Origin of the sequence: Halorubrum rarum (genome assembly GCF_048380895.1) — an archaeon.
Classification (GTDB): domain Archaea; phylum Halobacteriota; class Halobacteria; order Halobacteriales; family Haloferacaceae; genus Halorubrum.
In genome coordinates, this window is record NZ_JBLWMN010000005.1 from 46770 (window position 1) to 63371 (window position 16602).

Below are 16602 nucleotides of genomic sequence, written 5' to 3' on the forward strand. Positions count from 1 at the left end.
GGCTACTACCGTGGAACCGGTATTTATCAGCAGTTTGTAAATTTGTGCCAAATGTCGTCTCGAGAAGTCACACTTCGGAGTACAGTCGGCGGGTTCACTGCCGAAGGGCAGCTTTACACCCTCAGCGTATGGTTCATTCTCGCGCTCCGACTGATGATGGGGTTAGCATTCGTTAACGCTGGCCTCGATAAGCTACTCGGCGGCGGATTCAATGCCGCAGGCTACCTCGGAAACGCACCCTCATCGAACGGGAGTCCTCTGGCCGATCTGTTCGTATCAATGTCGCAAACACCGTGGTTCATGGAGTTCATGAACATAGCCGTGCCGTGGGGCCAACTGCTTATTGGGCTCGGCCTACTGGTCGGCTGTCTAACCCGACTCGCCGCGTTCTGGGGGGCGTTCATGATGCTACTGTTTTACTTCGGCAACTGGAATGTAGCTCACGGATACATTAACGGGGACTTCGCGTATATGCCCGTCTTCCTCTCCGTCGCTGCGTTCGGGGCTGGACGAATCTTCGGTCTAGATCGGTACATCGAACAGTACGAGATCGACGGGCAACCGCTCATCGAACGGTATCCGTGGGCCCGTTACTTCCTCGGCTAGCAAGATGGCCACTCACCATTGGCCCCGAAGAGGGTACGCAATCGGATACGCCGCTCGAATCTGTTGATTTATACCCCTCTTCCTTGACGGTGTATCTATGCTCCCGAAGTCCAGTGTATCTCGCGGCTCTATCGGGTTGCTTCTCGGACCAGTCTCGTTTCTCGGGCTGTACCTCACTGCACCGTTCGGGCTTACCTCCGAGGCAGCGGCCGTCCTCGCGAGTACTGCATGGATCGTTATCTGGTGGGTCACCGAAGCGATCCCGATCCCGGTCACGTCACTTCTCCCCATCGTCCTGTTCCCCACGACCGGCGTGATGACGGTCGGGAGTGCAACTGCACCGTACGCGGATCCGATCGTCTTTCTGCTCCTCGGCGGATTCCTCATCGCGCTCGCTATCGAACGCTGGAATTTGCATCACAGACTTTCGCTGCTCATCATCTCGACAGTCGGTACAAGTGGGAAAGGACTTGTATTCGGCTTTATGGGGGCAACTGCCTTTCTCTCGATGTGGATCTCGAATACCGCGACCGCGATGATGATGGTTCCGATCGGTGCCGCAGTCATCGTAGAGCTTACCGCCATGGGCGGTCGGAGAACGCCGCCACTTGACCGTGAAACACTTGAAGAGCCCAACGACCCACGCGATGTCGAGGGGGAACTGCTTCACGGCTTCGAAGTGGATTCGATGGAGCTCCCGAATACGTCGTTCGGGTTGGCGATCATGCTGGGCATCGCCTACGGCGCATCGATCGGCGGGGCTGCAACCCTTATCGGCAGCCCGCCGAACGCAGTTCTCGCCGGTGTGGCAGAGTCGAACCTCGGAATCGAGATCGGATTTCTCGAATGGATGTTGGTTGGCGTACCGATCGCCCTAGTCTTCCTGCTCATCACGTGGGTGTTACTCGTCGTGGTACTTCGACCCACGATTGATCGCCAACCCGGCCGGACTGATGTTATCGAGAAACAGTTGAGCGAGTTGGGCGCGATGACGACTGGCGAGCGGCGTGTCCTCGCCGTGTTCGGACTTGTCGCCGCCGGCTGGATCGTACGCCCGTTCGTTCTTCAGCCCGTCGTACCGATGCTCACCGACGCAATGATTGCCGTCGCCGGAGCCGTGCTCGTCTTTTTGATCCCCGTCGATGGCGACCGAATGCTCGACTGGGAGTACACGTCACGGGTGCCGTGGGGTGTACTCTTGTTGCTGGGCGCTGGATTTTCGCTCGCTCGCGGATTTCAGGAGAGCGGTCTTGACAGCGTCGTTGCAGTTGCGATCGCAGACCTCGGAATTACCGAACTCGTGGGGATGATTCTCCTCGTTTCGACAGTCGTCATCCTGCTCACGAACGTCACATCGAACACAGCGACTGCGTCGCTGTTCATGCCGATCACGTTGAGCATCGGGCTTGCGATTGGCGTCACACCGCTTACGTTGATGGCAACCGCCGCGTTTGCCGCCTCGTTCGCGTTTATGCTTCCTGTCGCTACCGCACCGAATGCCATCGTTTTTGGGAGTGGCTATATGACGATACCACAGATGGCGAAGGTCGGATTCGTCGTTACGCTCCCTGCGGTTCTTGTCATTTCCGCCTTCGCAATCTGGTGGATCCCGCTCGTGTGGACATAGTTCGAAACTCGAAATTCGGGAGTTCGGGGTAAAATGATGAAGATTTCCTCGAGTCTCTTTATACGATCGTCATTGACTATCAGCCACGGTCGTTGATTGTCCGTGCCCAGTTTGAACGGATCCGAACTCCGAACGATGTCTCCTCGCTCCGGTTGCATCTATTCGTCTCGCTCGCTGGGATGCGGTTTGTCCGGAGTGACTGTGTCCCACTCGGCGGGTTCGATTCCTCCATCCTCATCGTCGAGCCGTTCGGTCATCGAGTGGAGGGCATACGCGTCTGCCACCCGGTCGAGATCGTTCGTTATCGCCCAGTACTCTCCCCGATGTCGAACAAGATCACGTTGCTTCAGCCGTGAAAGGGCCGTCCCAACCGTATTCGGATCCTCGTCGATGCCGGTAGCGATTTCCGAACGGGTAAACGCCTTGTCTTGGTTTGCGTATAGATAGGCGAGTACCTGTTCTGGCACGCTCGGACCGCTTGGGAGTTCCCCGGTTTCGAACTCCTCGATGCGAACGGGCATACGCTGTACTTGGCGTGCCAATGTAATCAATGTACGGATATGCTAAAGCCACAATCAGGAGGTACCGGAACTGGCCCAGTGTCGACCCCAGTCTACTTTCACCAGGCCTTCTAGTAGATTCTCGCCCGGTAGTGTTCCGGGCGTACACTATGACTCGCGAGCGCTTCGCTCGCCATGTGACCGCAACCGGAGTTCCCGCCGTATCCGGGGCGTATGTGCCCCTCGGATTGGATCACTCGGATGCGTCAGCGAGCCACTGCTGTAGCTCGGCTTCCTTCTCGTCGTAGATCGTTTCCGGGTGCTTATCCGTTCCCTGCCGCACGATGGCCTTGATCTCCTCGAATAACTCTTCGCAAAGCGATTCTAATTTCTGTGAATCATTCCGGGAGCAGTCGTTCATGATCGGAAAATCACTTCGTTCAGAGCGGGATAATTCGTGGTAGAGCCTGCGAGCGAGCGGTTCGTACAGGTTGGCAACGCGCTTCCAGTCCGCTGTCTCTTCCAGGGATCGCCGTCGATACTCCACGTCGGTACAGATCTTCTCGGCGAAGTTCCACATGTATGTCTCGGTTTGCTCGCTGAAGTAGAACCATCGATTTATCAGCCAGTCCTCTTCGGCATCGATCAGTTTGACGATTATCAAGTGATCGCTGCCGACCGGACCACCGGTGTCGAACACTAACGTAGCTTTGCACCCGTTTATTGGTCGCTTATCTATCGTTTCGCGCACATGGGCCGTTCCCCACGTTATCACTCAAATACGTTCGGAACAATGGTGGATCACGCCGACTTGGTCGACGTGTAGCTCTTTTTTGTCGATACGCTAACAGTGTGTTTTTGCGGGAGTAGCAGCAATTTGTAGGTATGTGAATGTATGTCTGAGGGAGCGAAGCTCCCTCTCCGTTTGCGGCGAGGAGGTCACGTTCGGACGTCTTCTTCGAGTCGGTCCGCGTACTCGAGTCGAAGTTGTCGAGCCTCATCGGTCGAAATTTCGTCTCTTCCTGCTATCTCGTGTGTTATCGGCCGATAGGAACTCACGTCGAAGCCCATCCGTTCGAGGTACTTCCTGACTTGCGGTGCCCGGAGCCCGTCACGGATCGCGGCCTGGACGTATTCCATGAGGGCGTCGAACTCCGGGAGGACGATGGTGTCGGCCGTTACTCTGCCCTCCGTTCCTTCGATTCGGACCTCAGTGTTTTCGAGGTGTTCGAGAATCGACGTAACGTCGTCGGCCAACTTGATGACCTGACTCGGGAGCGCCGCATCGGGCGAGCGCCACTCGACGGTATCGAAGGGGCTCCGGATCTGAACGGGCGTCCACAGCGACGTCTCGGGATCGAAACTCGCTTCGAAGCGCTCTCGCGAGATCCCCGCCCCCTTGGCCGCCTCCTCGAAGGCGGCGTATCCGCTTTGGAGCCTTCGTTCCCAGTCGTCGAGACTGGTACAGTACGGCCACAGGTTGCCCTGATTCGGCATATCTGCATAGGCCATCGATCGATACAGTTGCGACCGGGCACCGGAGGAGAGCGGCGAGCCGTCGAAGTACGGCGACGAGTTGATCAGCGCCAGCGCCGGGTCCAGCGCAGTGAGGGTGTTGAACTGGTCTATCGCCCGTCGAGGTAACTGCTGGATGTGAATGTGAGTTCCCGCACAGTGCCGGATATACTCGAAGCTGTCGCCGATGATCCGCTCCTGGATCCGGGTACGGTCGCTCGGAACGTCTCGAATCTCCGCCGGGCACAGTGGCGTCGCAAGCGGTACGAGCCGTCGATCGGTCGCTTCGGCACGGTCGAGGGCTCCCTCGATTCTGTCGCATAGTTCGTCCCGCGACTGACCGGTCGAATCACACGGACTGGTTTTGATCTCCAGTACCGGTTCGATGAACTCCCGGTCGATCCCGTCCGATCCGTCCACGAGCGGCCCCGCGTCGACCAGCCGACCGTCCCTGTCTACCACCCAGTATTCGACCTCGATACCACGTCGAAGTGCCCCAGGTGTCTCCGTTAGCGTAGTATTGGTCCCGTTGCACGTGTGTTCCTCCATAGTAGGTCGTCCGGAGCCCTACGCGGACCCGTACGTTTGTTATAATACTCATATTCGACCGGAAGTATCGATTATGTTTAACTTTGTAAAACGTCGATGAATCGACAGACGAGTAATGATTTTATTTGGTGACGGCTCGTTTGATGTTGTACACAGAACACATCAGGACGCTTTCGCGGAATTCGAGGTATCACGCTCGGGCAGGTACGGCGTGGTCAGGCATGCATGTGATCACAGTTGACGTCCTCCTCACCCATCAGAGCGAGGTGTTAGCCTTGTAATGTCCATACCACGGTTTCGGAGACTGCTCGTTGATCGTAGTTAGCTGATCATTTCCTGCGTAAAGCGGGAGATATTGGGCGTGAATCATCCGCAGCTTCCCGCTTCGTTTTCCGGGGCCTGACAGTCCGTTCCCACGCCGTCTAGTGATTCACTATGGCGATCTGTTGAAATCCCCTCCTTCAGACGTGATTCAATATCACTCCTCGAGCCAGTTGCAAGCCGGCCTCAGAAGCCGTCCTCGAAGACGAACGTCCCGTCGCGTTGGACGACCTCGCCGTCGACCTCGATGACGGAGTCCTCGCTCATGTCGACGATCATATCGACGTGCTCCGCGGACTCGTTGCGTTCGTTCTCCTCGCCGACGGTCTCCGGGTATGCGGAGCCGACCGCCATGTGAACCGTGTCGCCCATCTTCTCGTCGAACAGCATGTTGTACGTGAACCGGTCGATCTGACGGTTCATCCCGATCCCGAGCTCGCCGAGGTGCCGGGACCCCTCGTCGGTGTCGAGGATGCCGGTGAGGAGGTCCTCGTTGCGCTCGGCGGAATGGGACACGACGGCCCCGTCCTCGAATCGGAGCCGGACGCCCTCGATCTCCCGACCGTACCGGTATAAGGGGAGATCGAAGTACACCTCGCCGTCGACGCCGTCGCGAACGGGCGCGGTGAACACCTCGCCGCCGGGGAGGTTCGCCTCGCCGTAGTCGTTGAGCGTCTCGTTGCCGGCGACGCGCATCGTGACGTCCGTCTCCTCGCCCGATCGGATCCGGACCTCGTCGGCGTCGTCGAGAATCTCGACCATCTCGGCTTGGAACTCCCGCTGTGCGTCCCAGTCCAGCGAGACGGCGTCCCACACGAAGTTCTCGTACGCCTCCGTGCTCATCCCCGCGAGCTGGGCGTGTCCCGAGGTGGGGAACTGGGTGAGACACCACGTCTTCGAGAGGCGCTCGCGTTTGACCTCCTCCATCGCACGGTTGTACGCGGCGTTCGTCTCCGGGGCGACGTCGGCGTCCTCGGAGACGTTCGCGCCGCCGCGCGCGATGACGAACACGTCGGTCTCCTCGTACAGCGCGAGCCGGTGGCTCGGCTCCTCGAACTCCTCGGCGGCGCGTTTAAATGCGCGGTCCGCGCGTTTCGAGTAGTTGAGATACACCGGATTCGCACCGCGGTCGCCACACGCCTCGTGAAGCGCGACCGCGAGCTCCTCGGCCTCCTTCGGCAGCTGAATGACGACGTTGTCGCCGGCCTCGATCCCGGTCGAGTGGTCCGCGATTATCTCCGCGTGCTCTCGGATGCGTGCGTCCATACGGGTCCGTCTCAGCCCGACAAATTACCCCTTTTGGAACCGGACTCGGCGATCGGAGCGAGCCGACAGTCAGGAACCGAACAGCCGCGCACCGATCACGGGCGGGAACACGCCAGCAAACCGGGCACGGACCCGTCCGGCGCGTTCGGACCGCAGGCGCGCCGCGTCCGAAACGCTTTCACCGCGAGCGCGCGCCCATCCGGCAATGCTCGAACGCATTCCGTTCGTTCCCGCGGGAACGACGCTCCCGCCGCTGCCGTACCTCGTGGCCGTCCTCCTCGCGGCCGGCGTCGTCGCGCTCGCGCTCCGACGGCGACCGCCGTCGGTCACCGGCCGGCACGTGCTCGGACTCGCGCCGTGGATGGTGCTCGGCTCCACGCTCCACGTCCTGTACGTCGTCGACGCGCTCCCTGCCGTGCTCGCCCCGCTTGCGGGCTCGCCGACCGTCTACGCCACCGTGGGAACGCTCGCCGGGGCGACCTGGCTCCTCGCCGAACGGTCTTCCGCGGTGAGCGGACGCGTGCCGACGACGCTGGCCGTGGTCGGGGCGCTCCTCGTCGCGCCCGTCGTCGCGCTCGCCGCCCTCGGCGGCGTGTCCGGGACTGGTGCGTTCTGGGCCGCAGTGGCGGTCCTGGTGTCGGTCCCGGTCGCCGCCGCCGCGTGGACGGTGCTCACTCGCGCGATCCCCGAGACGGCCGTCACCGGTGGCGTCGGGGCGCTCGCGGTGTTCGGTCACGCGCTCGACGGCGTCTCGACGGCCGTCGGGGTGAGCCAGCTCGGCTTCGGCGAGCGAACCCCCGTCTCTCGGGCCATCCTCGAACTCGGTGGTGTCCCCGCCGTCCCCGTGCTCGGTGAGGGGTGGGTGTTCCTGCTGGTCAAGCTGGCGGTGGCGAGCGCGATCGTCTGGCTGTTCGCGGAGTACGTGCGCGAAGAACCGGCGGAGGGATACCTCCTGTTGGGGTTCGTGGCCGCCGTCGGTCTCGGTCCCGGCTCACACAACCTCCTGCTGTTCTCGGTGGCGGCCTGAGTGCGGACCGGGCGGGATCCGAGCCGACGTCGGGCTGCGTCAGCGCGGCTCCACGGTGAACGTCGTCGTGTCCGGCTGCGGTCCGGACCCGGATCCCGACATCGGAACGGACGCGGCCGGCCGGCTCCCGGTCGAACGTGTCGCCGCCGGGCGTTCCGTCGGCCGCGAGGTCGTCGGGGTCGGAGTCGCCGAAGCGACTGCAGGGCGGTGAGCGGTGGTTGAGTCGGTTCCGTCGGTTCCGTCGGTTCCGTCGATGCGGGTCGTGTCGATGCGGGTCGTGTCGATGCGGGTCGTGTCGGTGGGAGTCGTGTCGTTAGGTGTCATCGGATCGGGTGGGCGGTTGTGGTGGTCGCTGGATCGTTCCGTTCGTGGCGGGGCGTGCGTCGACGTGTACGTGTACGCTCATCGTGGTCGGACGAACCGAAGCCACCTATATTAAGTTAATGATTTATAATGATAATACTGATCAACGTGTTTAAATGATGCATGATGACGTGTGACAATATCCGTCGAGCGGGCCGCGTCCGTCTCCGTCCGTGCCGATCCGCGGGGGACGGATCCCGAGGCCGAACCGTCGGCTTATAAATCGGCGGCGTCCGTCGTGGACGCATCGTGAACGAGCGCGAGGCCCTCCGGTCGATCGCCGTCGACCTGCCGCACGCGGGCGACGACGCGGCCGTCGTCGACGGAACGGTGATCACGACCGACATGCTCCACGAGCGGACCGACTTCCCCGCGGGGACGACGCGGTACACCGCCGGATGGCGGGCCGTCGGCGCGTCGCTGTCGGACGTCGCCGCGATGGGTGCGGAGGCGACCGCCGCGGTCGCCGTGTACGCGGACGAGCGGTTCGATCGCGACGAACTCGACCGGTTCATCTCCGGTGCGGTCGACGTGTGTGCGGCCGTCGACGCGGAGTACGTCGGTGGCGATCTGGACACGCACTCGGAGTTCACGACCGCAACGACCGCGATCGGGACGGTGACCGAAGCGGGAGCGGTCCGTCGTTCGGGAGCGGGACCGGGCGACGCGCTCTGTGTGACCGGCGAGTGGGGACGCTCGGCCGCTGCGCTCCGACTCTTCGAGCGCGACACCGCCGAGTCGATCGAGCGCGCGAACGGCCTGTTCCGGTTCACCCCGCGGGTCGAGGCGGGCCTCGCGCTCGCGAGACGGGCGACGGCGATGATGGACTCCTCGGACGGACTCGCGCGGTCGCTGCACCAGCTCGCGGAGGCGAGCGGCGTCGGCTTCGCGCTCGAGCGTGACCGACTCCCGATCCATCCGGCGGTCGACGACGTCGCGATCGACGCCGACGACCGGTTCGGTCTCGCCGCGACGTTCGGAGAGGACTTCGAGCTGGTGTGTGCGATCCCGGACGACGTCGTCGACGACGCCAGACGGGCGTGTCCCGCAGGGCTCGTCCGCGTCGGCTCCGTCGTCGACGCCGACGAGGGCGTGACCGTCGACGGCGAGCCGCTCCCCGACGAGGGGTACACGCACGGCTGACCGAGCGGTTCCCGACTCCTGGCCCGCTTCGACTCACCGGAGTCTCGCATGGTCCACCGGTATCAACCGCGCCGGAACGCAACCCTTACCGCCGGCCTCGCCGCAGTCGGAGTATGCGCGACCACTTCGAGATCCGGGACCACGACGCCGCCGGGCGGATCGGCCGGCTGGCGGTCCCCCGCGCTGGCGTCACCGTCGAGACGCCGGCGCTGTTGCCGGTCGTCAACCCGAACGTCGTCACGATCGAGCCGTCCCGGCTCCGCGAGGAGTTCGGCGCGGAGATGCTGATCACCAACTCCTACATCATTCACAGCACGGACCGGATCCGCGACCGGGTGCTCGAGGAGGGGCTCCACGAGTTTCTCGGGTTCGACGGCGCGATCATGACCGACTCCGGCTCCTTCCAGCTCGCTGAGTACGGCGACATCGACGTGACGACCGCCGAGATACTCTCGTTCCAGCGCCGGATCGGCAGCGACGTCGCCACCCCCGTCGACGTGCCGACGCCCCCGGACGTCGACCGCGAGCGCGCCGAACGGGAGCTGTCGACCACCCAGCGGGCCCTCGCGGACGCCGAAGCCGCCGATACCGGCGAAATGCTGATCAACGCCCCCGTCCAGGGGTCGACGTTCCCGGACCTTCGCGAGCAGGCCGGTCGCCACGCCGCCGATACCGACCTCGACGTGTTCCCGGTCGGCGCGATGGTCCCCATGATGAACGCCTACCGCTACGCCGACGTGGTGGAGGCGGTGATGGGGGCGAAGCGCGGACTCGACCCCGACTGCCCGGTCCACCTGTTCGGCGCGGGGCACCCGATGATGCTGGCGCTGGCCGTCGCCGCGGGCTGTGACCTGTTCGACTCCGCGGCGTACGCGTTGATGGCGCGGGACGGCCGGTACCTCACCGTCTCGGGGACCGAACACCTCGAGGAGATGGCGTACTTCCCGTGTTCGTGTCCGGTGTGTGCGGACCACACGCCCGCGGAGCTCCGCGACAGACCCGACGACGCCGAGCGCCTGCTCGCCGAACACAACCTCCACGTCACCTTCGAGGAACTGCGACGGATCAAGGCGGCGATCCGGGACGGGAGGCTGCTCGAGCTCGTCGACCGTCGCGCTCGCGGCCACCCCGCGATGCTCGACGGGTACCGAGCCCTGCTCGATCACGCGGAGCGACTGGAACGAACCGATCCCGTCTCGAAGGACACGTTCTTTTACACCTCCCACGAGTCCGCACGGCGGCCCGAGGTCGACCGGCACCACGACCGGCTCTCGCGGCTGGCGGTTCCCGGCCGACTGCTCGTCACGGAGTCGAAGGCCCCCTCGACCCACGACTACGACGCGGTGTGGCGGCTGAAGCCGCCGTTCGGGCCGTTTCCGCGCGCGCTCTCGGAGACGTATCCGCTGACTGCGGAGGTCCCGGACCGGACCGACGCCGCCGCACAGGCGGCCGCCGCGGAAGGGGTCCGTCGGCTCGTCGAGGCGAACCCCGACACCGCGGTGACGGTCGGACACGACGACTGGGCGACGGCGGCGCTCGACCGGATCCCCGACGAGGTCGACGTCGAGAACCTCGCGGAGCTGGGTCGATAGCGATCCGAGCTGGAAGAACGTAATTGGTCGCTGATCACGTTACCGCGCGGACGGCGATCACTCCGACAACGTCGATCGAGTGCCCGACGACGGCATCCGTTTCGTGTAGTCCCAACTGTGGAGTCGGTCCGGCTCGATCCGGACGTGGACCTCCTCGCGCTCCGAGCGGAGGAGCCGATCGGCGAGGCCGCTGTCGGTCCCGCCCAAGTACCGGTCGAGAAGCGATCGGAGGAGTCGCTTCTCCTCGTCGATCGAGACCGTCGCCGGACCGCGACCGCGAACTCCCTTGTACGGCGGGTCGTTCGTCGACACCTCGAACGCGACGCGGTCGTCGTGTTCGAGAAACCGGACGACGTCGGCGTTCGCGCCGGTCGCACAGTGGATCGCGCCGTCCCACGCGAACCACAGCGAGACGATCCACGGCTCGTCGGCCGGGGTGCGGCAGCTCACCCGAACCGGGATCCGTGCGTCGTCGAGGAACTCGTCGACGCGATCGCGGTCCCACTGGCCGGTGATATCCATGTGGGAGCGACGGAGCGATCCGCCCTAAACCCATCGTCGAACCGGACGGGGGTTCGGGGTCGTCCGTTCGCCGGCAGCACAAAAGCTATTCGCCGACCGGGAGGTATACGTGGTATGCGTATCACCGAGGTCGAAGCGATCCCGATCGCGATCCCGCTGGAGACGCCGGTGTCGTTCGCGACGCGAACGATACACTATCGTGACCACGTGATCACCTACGTCCGGACCGCCGACGGCGTGGAAGGAGTCGGCTTCTCGCTGGGATACGAGTCGGCGGGTCTCCTCGCCGACACCGTTAACGACGTGCTCGCGCCGATGGTCGAGGGCGAGGACCCTCGCGACACGGAGCGTCTCTGGCGTGAGATGTTCGACGGGACCGTACAGGTCGGCCGCAAAGGGGCGCTCCTCCGCGCCATCTCGTCGCTGGACATCGCACTGTGGGACCTGACTGCCAAGGCGGCGGAGATGCCGCTTTATAAGCTGCTCGGTGCCCACAGTGACGCCGTTCCGGCGTACGCCTCGGGGGGTTACTACCGCGACGAGAAGGGCCACGAGGGGCTCCGAACGGAGGTTCGGCGATACGTCGACGCCGGACACGAGACGGTGAAAATGAAGGTCGGCCGCCGGTCAGCCCACGAGGAGGCCGACCGGGTTCGGGCCGTCCGGGAGACCATCGGCGAGGAGCGAACGCTCCTGTTGGACGCCAACGGCGCGTGGTCGTCGGCACCGGAAGCACTGCGTAACTGTCGAGCCTTCGCGGAGTTCGACCCGTACTTCATCGAGGAGCCGGCGATGCCGGACAACGTGGATCTCCTGGCGCGGATCAACGACGGGCTGTCGTATCCGGTCGCCACCGGCGAGCTCGAATCGACCCGCTACGGGTTCGCGAACCTGCTCCGATCGGACGCCGCAGGCGTTCTCCAGCCCGACGCAACCGTCGTCGGTGGGATCACCGAGTGGCTGAAAGTCGCCAACACGGCGGCGACGTTCGACGTCCCGATCGCGCCGCACTACAACTGGAACCTGCACACGTCGCTGCTGTGTACGATCGAGAACGGGACGTGGGTGGAGTACTTCTACCGGGATCAAGACGTCAAGGTGTTCGACGACGTCGTCGTCGATCCGATCGAACCCGAGGACGGAACGATGCACCCCCCGGACCGTCCCGGACACGGGGTCGAGATCGATCGCAACGCGGTCGAACGGTTCCGGGGTGTTCCCGATGGCGGCGCAGGCGGTGCCGACGGTGCTGGCGGTGCTGGCGGTGCTGGCGGTGCTGGCGGTGCCGACGAATCGGTCGAGGAACGCTGATCCGGACGTCGGCTCGAACCGGATCGCGTCCCCAACGCCGCTCCCGGCTGTCGGTTCGGTGTCGACACGTCCGTCGCGGTAGCCCGGCTCGGTCCGGCTCCGGAACACAAGAGAGTTGACCGTCCCCCCGTGAGAGAGCGTATGACCGAGTACTTCGAGGTTCACGAACGCGACGGCGCGGCCCGGCTCGGCGAGCTTCGACTCGCTGACCCGGTAACGACGCCGTCGCTCGCGGACCCGTTCATCGAGGACGCGGGGAGCCTCTGGGCCCGCGAACAGGCGGTCCCCGACGGCGACGCCGACGAGCTCACCGTCCTTCCGCACCGCGGGTTCCCGGCCGGCACCCGCGAGGAGGTCCGCGAGTCGTTCCGGGTGGACCACCCGAACGTCGGGTTCCCGTCCGCCGCCGTCGTCGACAGCGAAACCCCGCGGGACGTCGGCGCGGACGCGTACGTGCTCTCCGACGCGTCCGGGTTCGTCGGCCACGGCGAGGCGTTCCGCGACGCGGTCCTGTCGGCGAAGGAGACGCTGCCGGCCGACACCGCCCTCTTCCTCTCCGGCGTCGCGACCCCGGGGAACGTCGCTCTGCTGGCGTACGCGGGCGTCGACCTCGTTGACGGCTCGCTCGCGCGGACGAAGGGGGCACAGGGACGGTATCTGACGAGCGACGCCGAGCACTTCCTGGCGGACCTCGAGGAACTCCCCTGTGCGTGTCCGGCCTGCGCGAAACCGCGAGCGGAGTTCGATCGCGGGGACTGCATCGAACACAACGTCAACGCGCTGGAGGCCGAACTCCGGCGCGTCCGCGAGCGGATCCGCGCGGGTCGCCTCCGGGACTACATCGAGGGACAGGCGCGCCACGAGGAGTGGCTCACGGCCGCGTTCCGCGAGTTCGACGACCAGTGGGGATACCTCGAGGAGCGGACGCCGATCCTCCGGGACGCGGAGCTGACAGCGGCGACCGCGGAGACGCTCGACCGCGTCGAGATCCGGCGGTTCGCCGACCGGGTCACGAGCCGCTACCGCAATCGGTTCACCGACCAGCCGCTCGTCTTGGTGCCGTGTTCGGCGACGAAGCCGTACAGCGACTCCCAGAGCCACCGCCAGTTCCACGACGCGATCCAGTGGCGCGGCCACACCGTCTCGATGACCTCCCCCATCGGCGTCGTTCCCCAGGAGCTGGAGACGACGTATCCGGCCCAACACTACGACGCCGTCGTCACGGGCGACTGGTCGGAAGACGAGATCGGCTTCGTCGCCGAGGTGCTCCGGCGGTACCTGGCGCGCAACGACTACTCCCGCGTTATCGCACACGTCCCGGCGCACGGCTATCGAGAGATCTGCGAGCGCGTCGAGTCGGATCCGGAGATCGACGTCCCGTTCGAGTACACCTGCGGCGACCACCCGACGACCGACGCGTCGCTCGCCGCGCTCGACGAGGCGCTCGCGGGCGAGCCGGCCTACAGCAAGCGGGAGCGCGAGCACAACACGGTCAAAGCGATCGCGGACGTCCTCATCGGCGACGGCGCGGGCGACGACCTGTTCACGGAGATCCGTACGACCGGTCGCTACCCCAAGCTGCAGGTGTGGGCGGACGGGTCGGCCGCCGGCACCGGAAGCGGCGCAGGAGGCGGGACGGGCGACCAGCTCGCGACGATGGTTCCCCAGTACGGCACGCTCTCCTTTACCCTCGCCGGGGCGCGCCGCTGGGTCGAAAGCGACGCCCCGACGAGACGCATCGAGATCGACGGCTTCGTCCCCCACGGCTCCGTGCTCGCGCCGGGCGTCGTCGATGCCGACCCCGACATCCGCGTCGGCGACGAGGTCGTCATCGAGGGGCCGAAGGCGTTCGCGGTCGGACGCGCGGAGATGTCCGGCCCGGAGATGCGCTCGTCGACCCGCGGGGTCGCGAGCACCGTCCGCCACGTCGACGAGACGTAGCCACGCCGGCCCGCGCGCCGACTCACTCGCCGCTCTCCTCGACTGCGTGTGACGCGACGCCGTAGTACCCCGGCCCCTCCGCTTCCAGCGGTTCGGCGATCACGAGGTCCTCGGCGTGGACCATCACCCACGGAACGGCCCAGTCGATCAGCACGGCCTCGGTGTCGGGATCGACGTCGGCGTCGGCATCGAGTCCCTGCAACAGACGGGCGATCTCCGGGACCGTGTACATGAGATCCGGCTCGAACAGCTCCGCAGGGGTGTAGAACTCACACGGGAACGTCTCGTCGAACGTCGACTTCGGTTCGGGCATGCGCGGCGGTACGTCCGGGGTTCCGTAAACGCTGCCGGTCCGGATCGATGCGAGCGGGTCCGGGCAGTCCCGAACGGACGGGCTCGTCGCTGGCGGTGGCGTCGTCGCGAAAGAAATCGGGGTTCGGCGCGCCGGTCGGGTCCGGTGGACGCTTACTCGAACAGCTCGACGGCCTGCTCGTAGCGGGCGGACGGCTCCTCCCAGTCGACGACCTCGAAGAAGTTGTCGACGAACTCGCCGCGAGCCGGGCCGTAGTCGTGGTAGTAGGAGTGCTCCCAGACGTCCAGCGCGAGGACGGGGTGACTGCCCCAGAGCGCGCCCTGGTCGTGTTTGTCGACGACGACGTTGCGAAGCTGGTTCGAGAAGCTGTCGTACACCAGAAGCGCCCAGCCGCCGGCCGCGGAGGCCGCCGCCTCGAACTCGCCCTTCCAGGCGTCGTACGAGCCGAAGTCCTCCTCGATCCGGTCGGCGAGCGCGCCCTCGGGCTCGTCGCCGCCCTCGGGGCTCATGCTCTGCCAGAACAGGTCGTGGAGCACGTGTCCCGAACCGTTGTGCGTGACGCTCCGGAGCGCCCCGCCGGACGAGGAGAAGTCGCCCTCGGAGCGGTTCTCGGCGAGCGTCTCCTCGGCGCTGTTCCAGCCGTTGACGTAGCCCTGATGGTGGGTGTCGTGATGCCACGTCAGCACCTGCTCGGAGAGATGCGGTTCCAGCGCGTCGTACTCGTACGGAAGCGGATCGAGTTCATAGCTCATACCTGAATCACCTATCCGTTCGATCGGTGGGAAACATGTTAAAGATAATGTGTGTCACGATGGCATACGTCACCGGACGTGGGGGTTACCGGAGACGTCCGGGCGCGAGCGGTTGGGTTGCGGTTCCGTCCCGTGATCGACCGGATCAACGTCGATACCGTCGCCGTCGATGTAACTGCAAACAGTTACGAGGATCGCATCCGAGGGAGCCGGATCCGGCACGAAACCGCGCGGCGCGAAAATGCGCCGCGCGCGTACGGTGGGACTGGGATTCGAACCCAGGAAGCCGTGAGGCTACCTGCTTTCAAGGCAGGCGCAATGGGCCGCTCTGCCATCCCACCACGGATCGAGGTGTCGAGGCCGCCCGACTAATGGGTGTCGGTGTCGATCGAGTGCCGGGACGACGTCGCTCCCGATCGCGTCGCAGGTGCGCTCCGATCCGACGGCTATTGAACGCGGTGCCCTCGACGGTCAGTACAGGAGATCCACGTACTGACCGGTCCATCGAATTGCTCGCTATCTGTCAGGAACACCCTGCGAGATACAGAGGATGGAACTAGAAGAGTGCTGCTACAGAGGTTCTTGATACGGCTCAGACACGGAGTTGGAATTGACGTAGCACTTGTCTATGACGCTCTGGTATTCAGTGGGATCCTTGGTACAAACGTTGGAGGATGCGAACACGCTCTTCGCTCGTTTTAACATCTCCCCCATCGATTTCAGCGCTATGTCTAGCTCTGACAAGGCCCCGAGGTCTGCAGTCTTGGGGACGGAGATCTCGGAGACGGAGATTCAGGACGGTCTCACTCGGGCAGAGTATGGGGTGTTAAGCCTCACGAACGGGAACGAAACGTACGGAATCCCTCTCTCATTTGGATACGACGAGACGATCGAAACGATATATTTCATGTTGGCATTCGATGAGGGTAGCAAAAAGCGGGAGTTTTTGCAGACCACTCGGACAGCGAGTTTGACAGTCGTAGATACAGACCTCCCTGATAACTGGACAAGTGTTCTGATCACCGGCCCGGTCACTCCCGTTCCAACAGATGAAACTACGACAGCGTACGCGGCCCTCGCTGATACTGCTGAGTTCCCTGCTATGTACACGTTTGAGGAGTATTTCGATATGGAAACCACCGAGCAGTCACTGTATCAACTTACAGTGGAATCTCTCTCGGGCCGACGTTCGACCCCAGAAGAAGCGTGATGAACCATACAGAATAGCCCAACAGTTCAACGGATAGCCGATGC

Annotated in this window: 16 protein-coding genes and 1 tRNA gene; 9 read left to right on the plus strand and 8 right to left on the minus strand. The window is 64.2% G+C overall.

Features of this window, described 5'->3' with window-relative positions:
* Positions 1–51: 51 nt before the first annotated feature.
* Positions 52–606: a DoxX family membrane protein gene (locus tag ACNSN7_RS04725; protein WP_418281039.1), complete on the plus strand. Its 555-nt coding sequence runs from the start codon at positions 52–54 to the stop codon at positions 604–606.
* A 97-nt stretch (positions 607–703) separates the two neighbouring features.
* Entirely contained in the window at positions 704–2233 is a 1530-nt protein-coding gene (locus tag ACNSN7_RS04730; RefSeq protein WP_418281040.1) for an SLC13 family permease, read from the plus strand.
* 158 nt (positions 2234–2391) lie between these two features.
* Here the strand turns inward: ACNSN7_RS04730 and ACNSN7_RS04735 are convergent, their stop codons facing one another.
* The 4 genes from ACNSN7_RS04735 to ACNSN7_RS04750 all read right to left on the minus strand — a co-directional run bounded on the left by ACNSN7_RS04735 (position 2392) and on the right by ACNSN7_RS04750 (position 6384).
* A complete protein-coding gene (locus ACNSN7_RS04735; RefSeq protein ID WP_418281042.1) occupies positions 2392–2754 on the minus strand; it encodes a hypothetical protein in 363 nt (120 codons plus the stop codon).
* A 232-nt stretch (positions 2755–2986) separates the two neighbouring features.
* Positions 2987–3484 carry a hypothetical protein gene (locus ACNSN7_RS04740; RefSeq protein WP_418281043.1) on the minus strand — a complete coding sequence of 166 codons (498 nt, stop codon included), beginning with the start codon at positions 3482–3484 and terminating at the stop codon, positions 2987–2989.
* 188 nt (positions 3485–3672) lie between these two features.
* Complete coding sequence (locus tag ACNSN7_RS04745) at positions 3673–4797, minus strand: glutamate-cysteine ligase family protein (RefSeq protein ID WP_418281044.1); 1125 nt, start codon at positions 4795–4797, stop codon at positions 3673–3675.
* A gap of 507 nt (positions 4798–5304) precedes the next feature.
* On the minus strand, positions 5305–6384 hold the full coding sequence (locus ACNSN7_RS04750) for an aminopeptidase (RefSeq protein WP_418281045.1): 1080 nt from the start codon (positions 6382–6384) through the stop codon (positions 5305–5307).
* Between the two features lie 205 nt (positions 6385–6589).
* Here ACNSN7_RS04750 and ACNSN7_RS04755 point away from each other — a divergent pair, with 205 nt between their 5' ends.
* The 4 genes from ACNSN7_RS04755 to tgtA all read left to right on the plus strand — a co-directional run bounded on the left by ACNSN7_RS04755 (position 6590) and on the right by tgtA (position 10509).
* Positions 6590–7411 carry a DUF63 family protein gene (locus ACNSN7_RS04755; RefSeq protein ID WP_418281046.1) on the plus strand — a complete coding sequence of 274 codons (822 nt, stop codon included), beginning with the start codon at positions 6590–6592 and terminating at the stop codon, positions 7409–7411.
* Positions 7412–7466: 55 nt separating this feature from the next.
* Positions 7467–7622: a hypothetical protein gene (locus ACNSN7_RS04760; protein WP_418281047.1), complete on the plus strand. Its 156-nt coding sequence runs from the start codon at positions 7467–7469 to the stop codon at positions 7620–7622.
* Positions 7623–8023: 401 nt separating this feature from the next.
* Entirely contained in the window at positions 8024–8917 is an 894-nt protein-coding gene (gene thiL, locus ACNSN7_RS04765; RefSeq protein WP_418281049.1) for a thiamine-phosphate kinase, read from the plus strand.
* 113 nt (positions 8918–9030) lie between these two features.
* Complete coding sequence (tgtA, locus tag ACNSN7_RS04770) at positions 9031–10509, plus strand: tRNA guanosine(15) transglycosylase TgtA (RefSeq protein ID WP_418281050.1); 1479 nt, start codon at positions 9031–9033, stop codon at positions 10507–10509.
* A 57-nt stretch (positions 10510–10566) separates the two neighbouring features.
* Here tgtA and ACNSN7_RS04775 read toward each other — a convergent pair whose 3' ends face one another.
* On the minus strand, positions 10567–11031 hold the full coding sequence (locus ACNSN7_RS04775) for a pyridoxamine 5'-phosphate oxidase family protein (RefSeq protein ID WP_418281051.1): 465 nt from the start codon (positions 11029–11031) through the stop codon (positions 10567–10569).
* Positions 11032–11145: 114 nt separating this feature from the next.
* On the opposite strand from ACNSN7_RS04775, the gene ACNSN7_RS04780 reads away from it, so the two are divergent.
* Positions 11146–12342 carry a mandelate racemase/muconate lactonizing enzyme family protein gene (locus ACNSN7_RS04780; RefSeq protein WP_418281053.1) on the plus strand — a complete coding sequence of 399 codons (1197 nt, stop codon included), beginning with the start codon at positions 11146–11148 and terminating at the stop codon, positions 12340–12342.
* Positions 12343–12483: 141 nt separating this feature from the next.
* Positions 12484–14283 carry an archaeosine synthase subunit alpha gene (arcS, locus tag ACNSN7_RS04785; protein WP_418281055.1) on the plus strand — a complete coding sequence of 600 codons (1800 nt, stop codon included), beginning with the start codon at positions 12484–12486 and terminating at the stop codon, positions 14281–14283.
* 22 nt (positions 14284–14305) lie between these two features.
* On the opposite strand, the gene ACNSN7_RS04790 is transcribed toward arcS, so the two are convergent.
* The 3 genes from ACNSN7_RS04790 to ACNSN7_RS04800 all read right to left on the minus strand — a co-directional run bounded on the left by ACNSN7_RS04790 (position 14306) and on the right by ACNSN7_RS04800 (position 15689).
* Positions 14306–14596 carry a DUF5827 family protein gene (locus tag ACNSN7_RS04790; RefSeq protein WP_418281056.1) on the minus strand — a complete coding sequence of 97 codons (291 nt, stop codon included), beginning with the start codon at positions 14594–14596 and terminating at the stop codon, positions 14306–14308.
* Positions 14597–14748: 152 nt separating this feature from the next.
* Entirely contained in the window at positions 14749–15348 is a 600-nt protein-coding gene (gene sod, locus ACNSN7_RS04795; RefSeq protein WP_418281058.1) for a superoxide dismutase [Mn], read from the minus strand.
* 257 nt (positions 15349–15605) lie between these two features.
* Positions 15606–15689, minus strand: a tRNA-Ser gene (locus tag ACNSN7_RS04800).
* Positions 15690–16075: 386 nt separating this feature from the next.
* Here ACNSN7_RS04800 and ACNSN7_RS04805 point away from each other — a divergent pair.
* Positions 16076–16558, plus strand: a complete 483-nt coding sequence (locus ACNSN7_RS04805; protein ID WP_418281059.1) for a pyridoxamine 5'-phosphate oxidase family protein — start codon at positions 16076–16078, stop codon at positions 16556–16558.
* Positions 16559–16602: the final 44 nt, after the last annotated feature.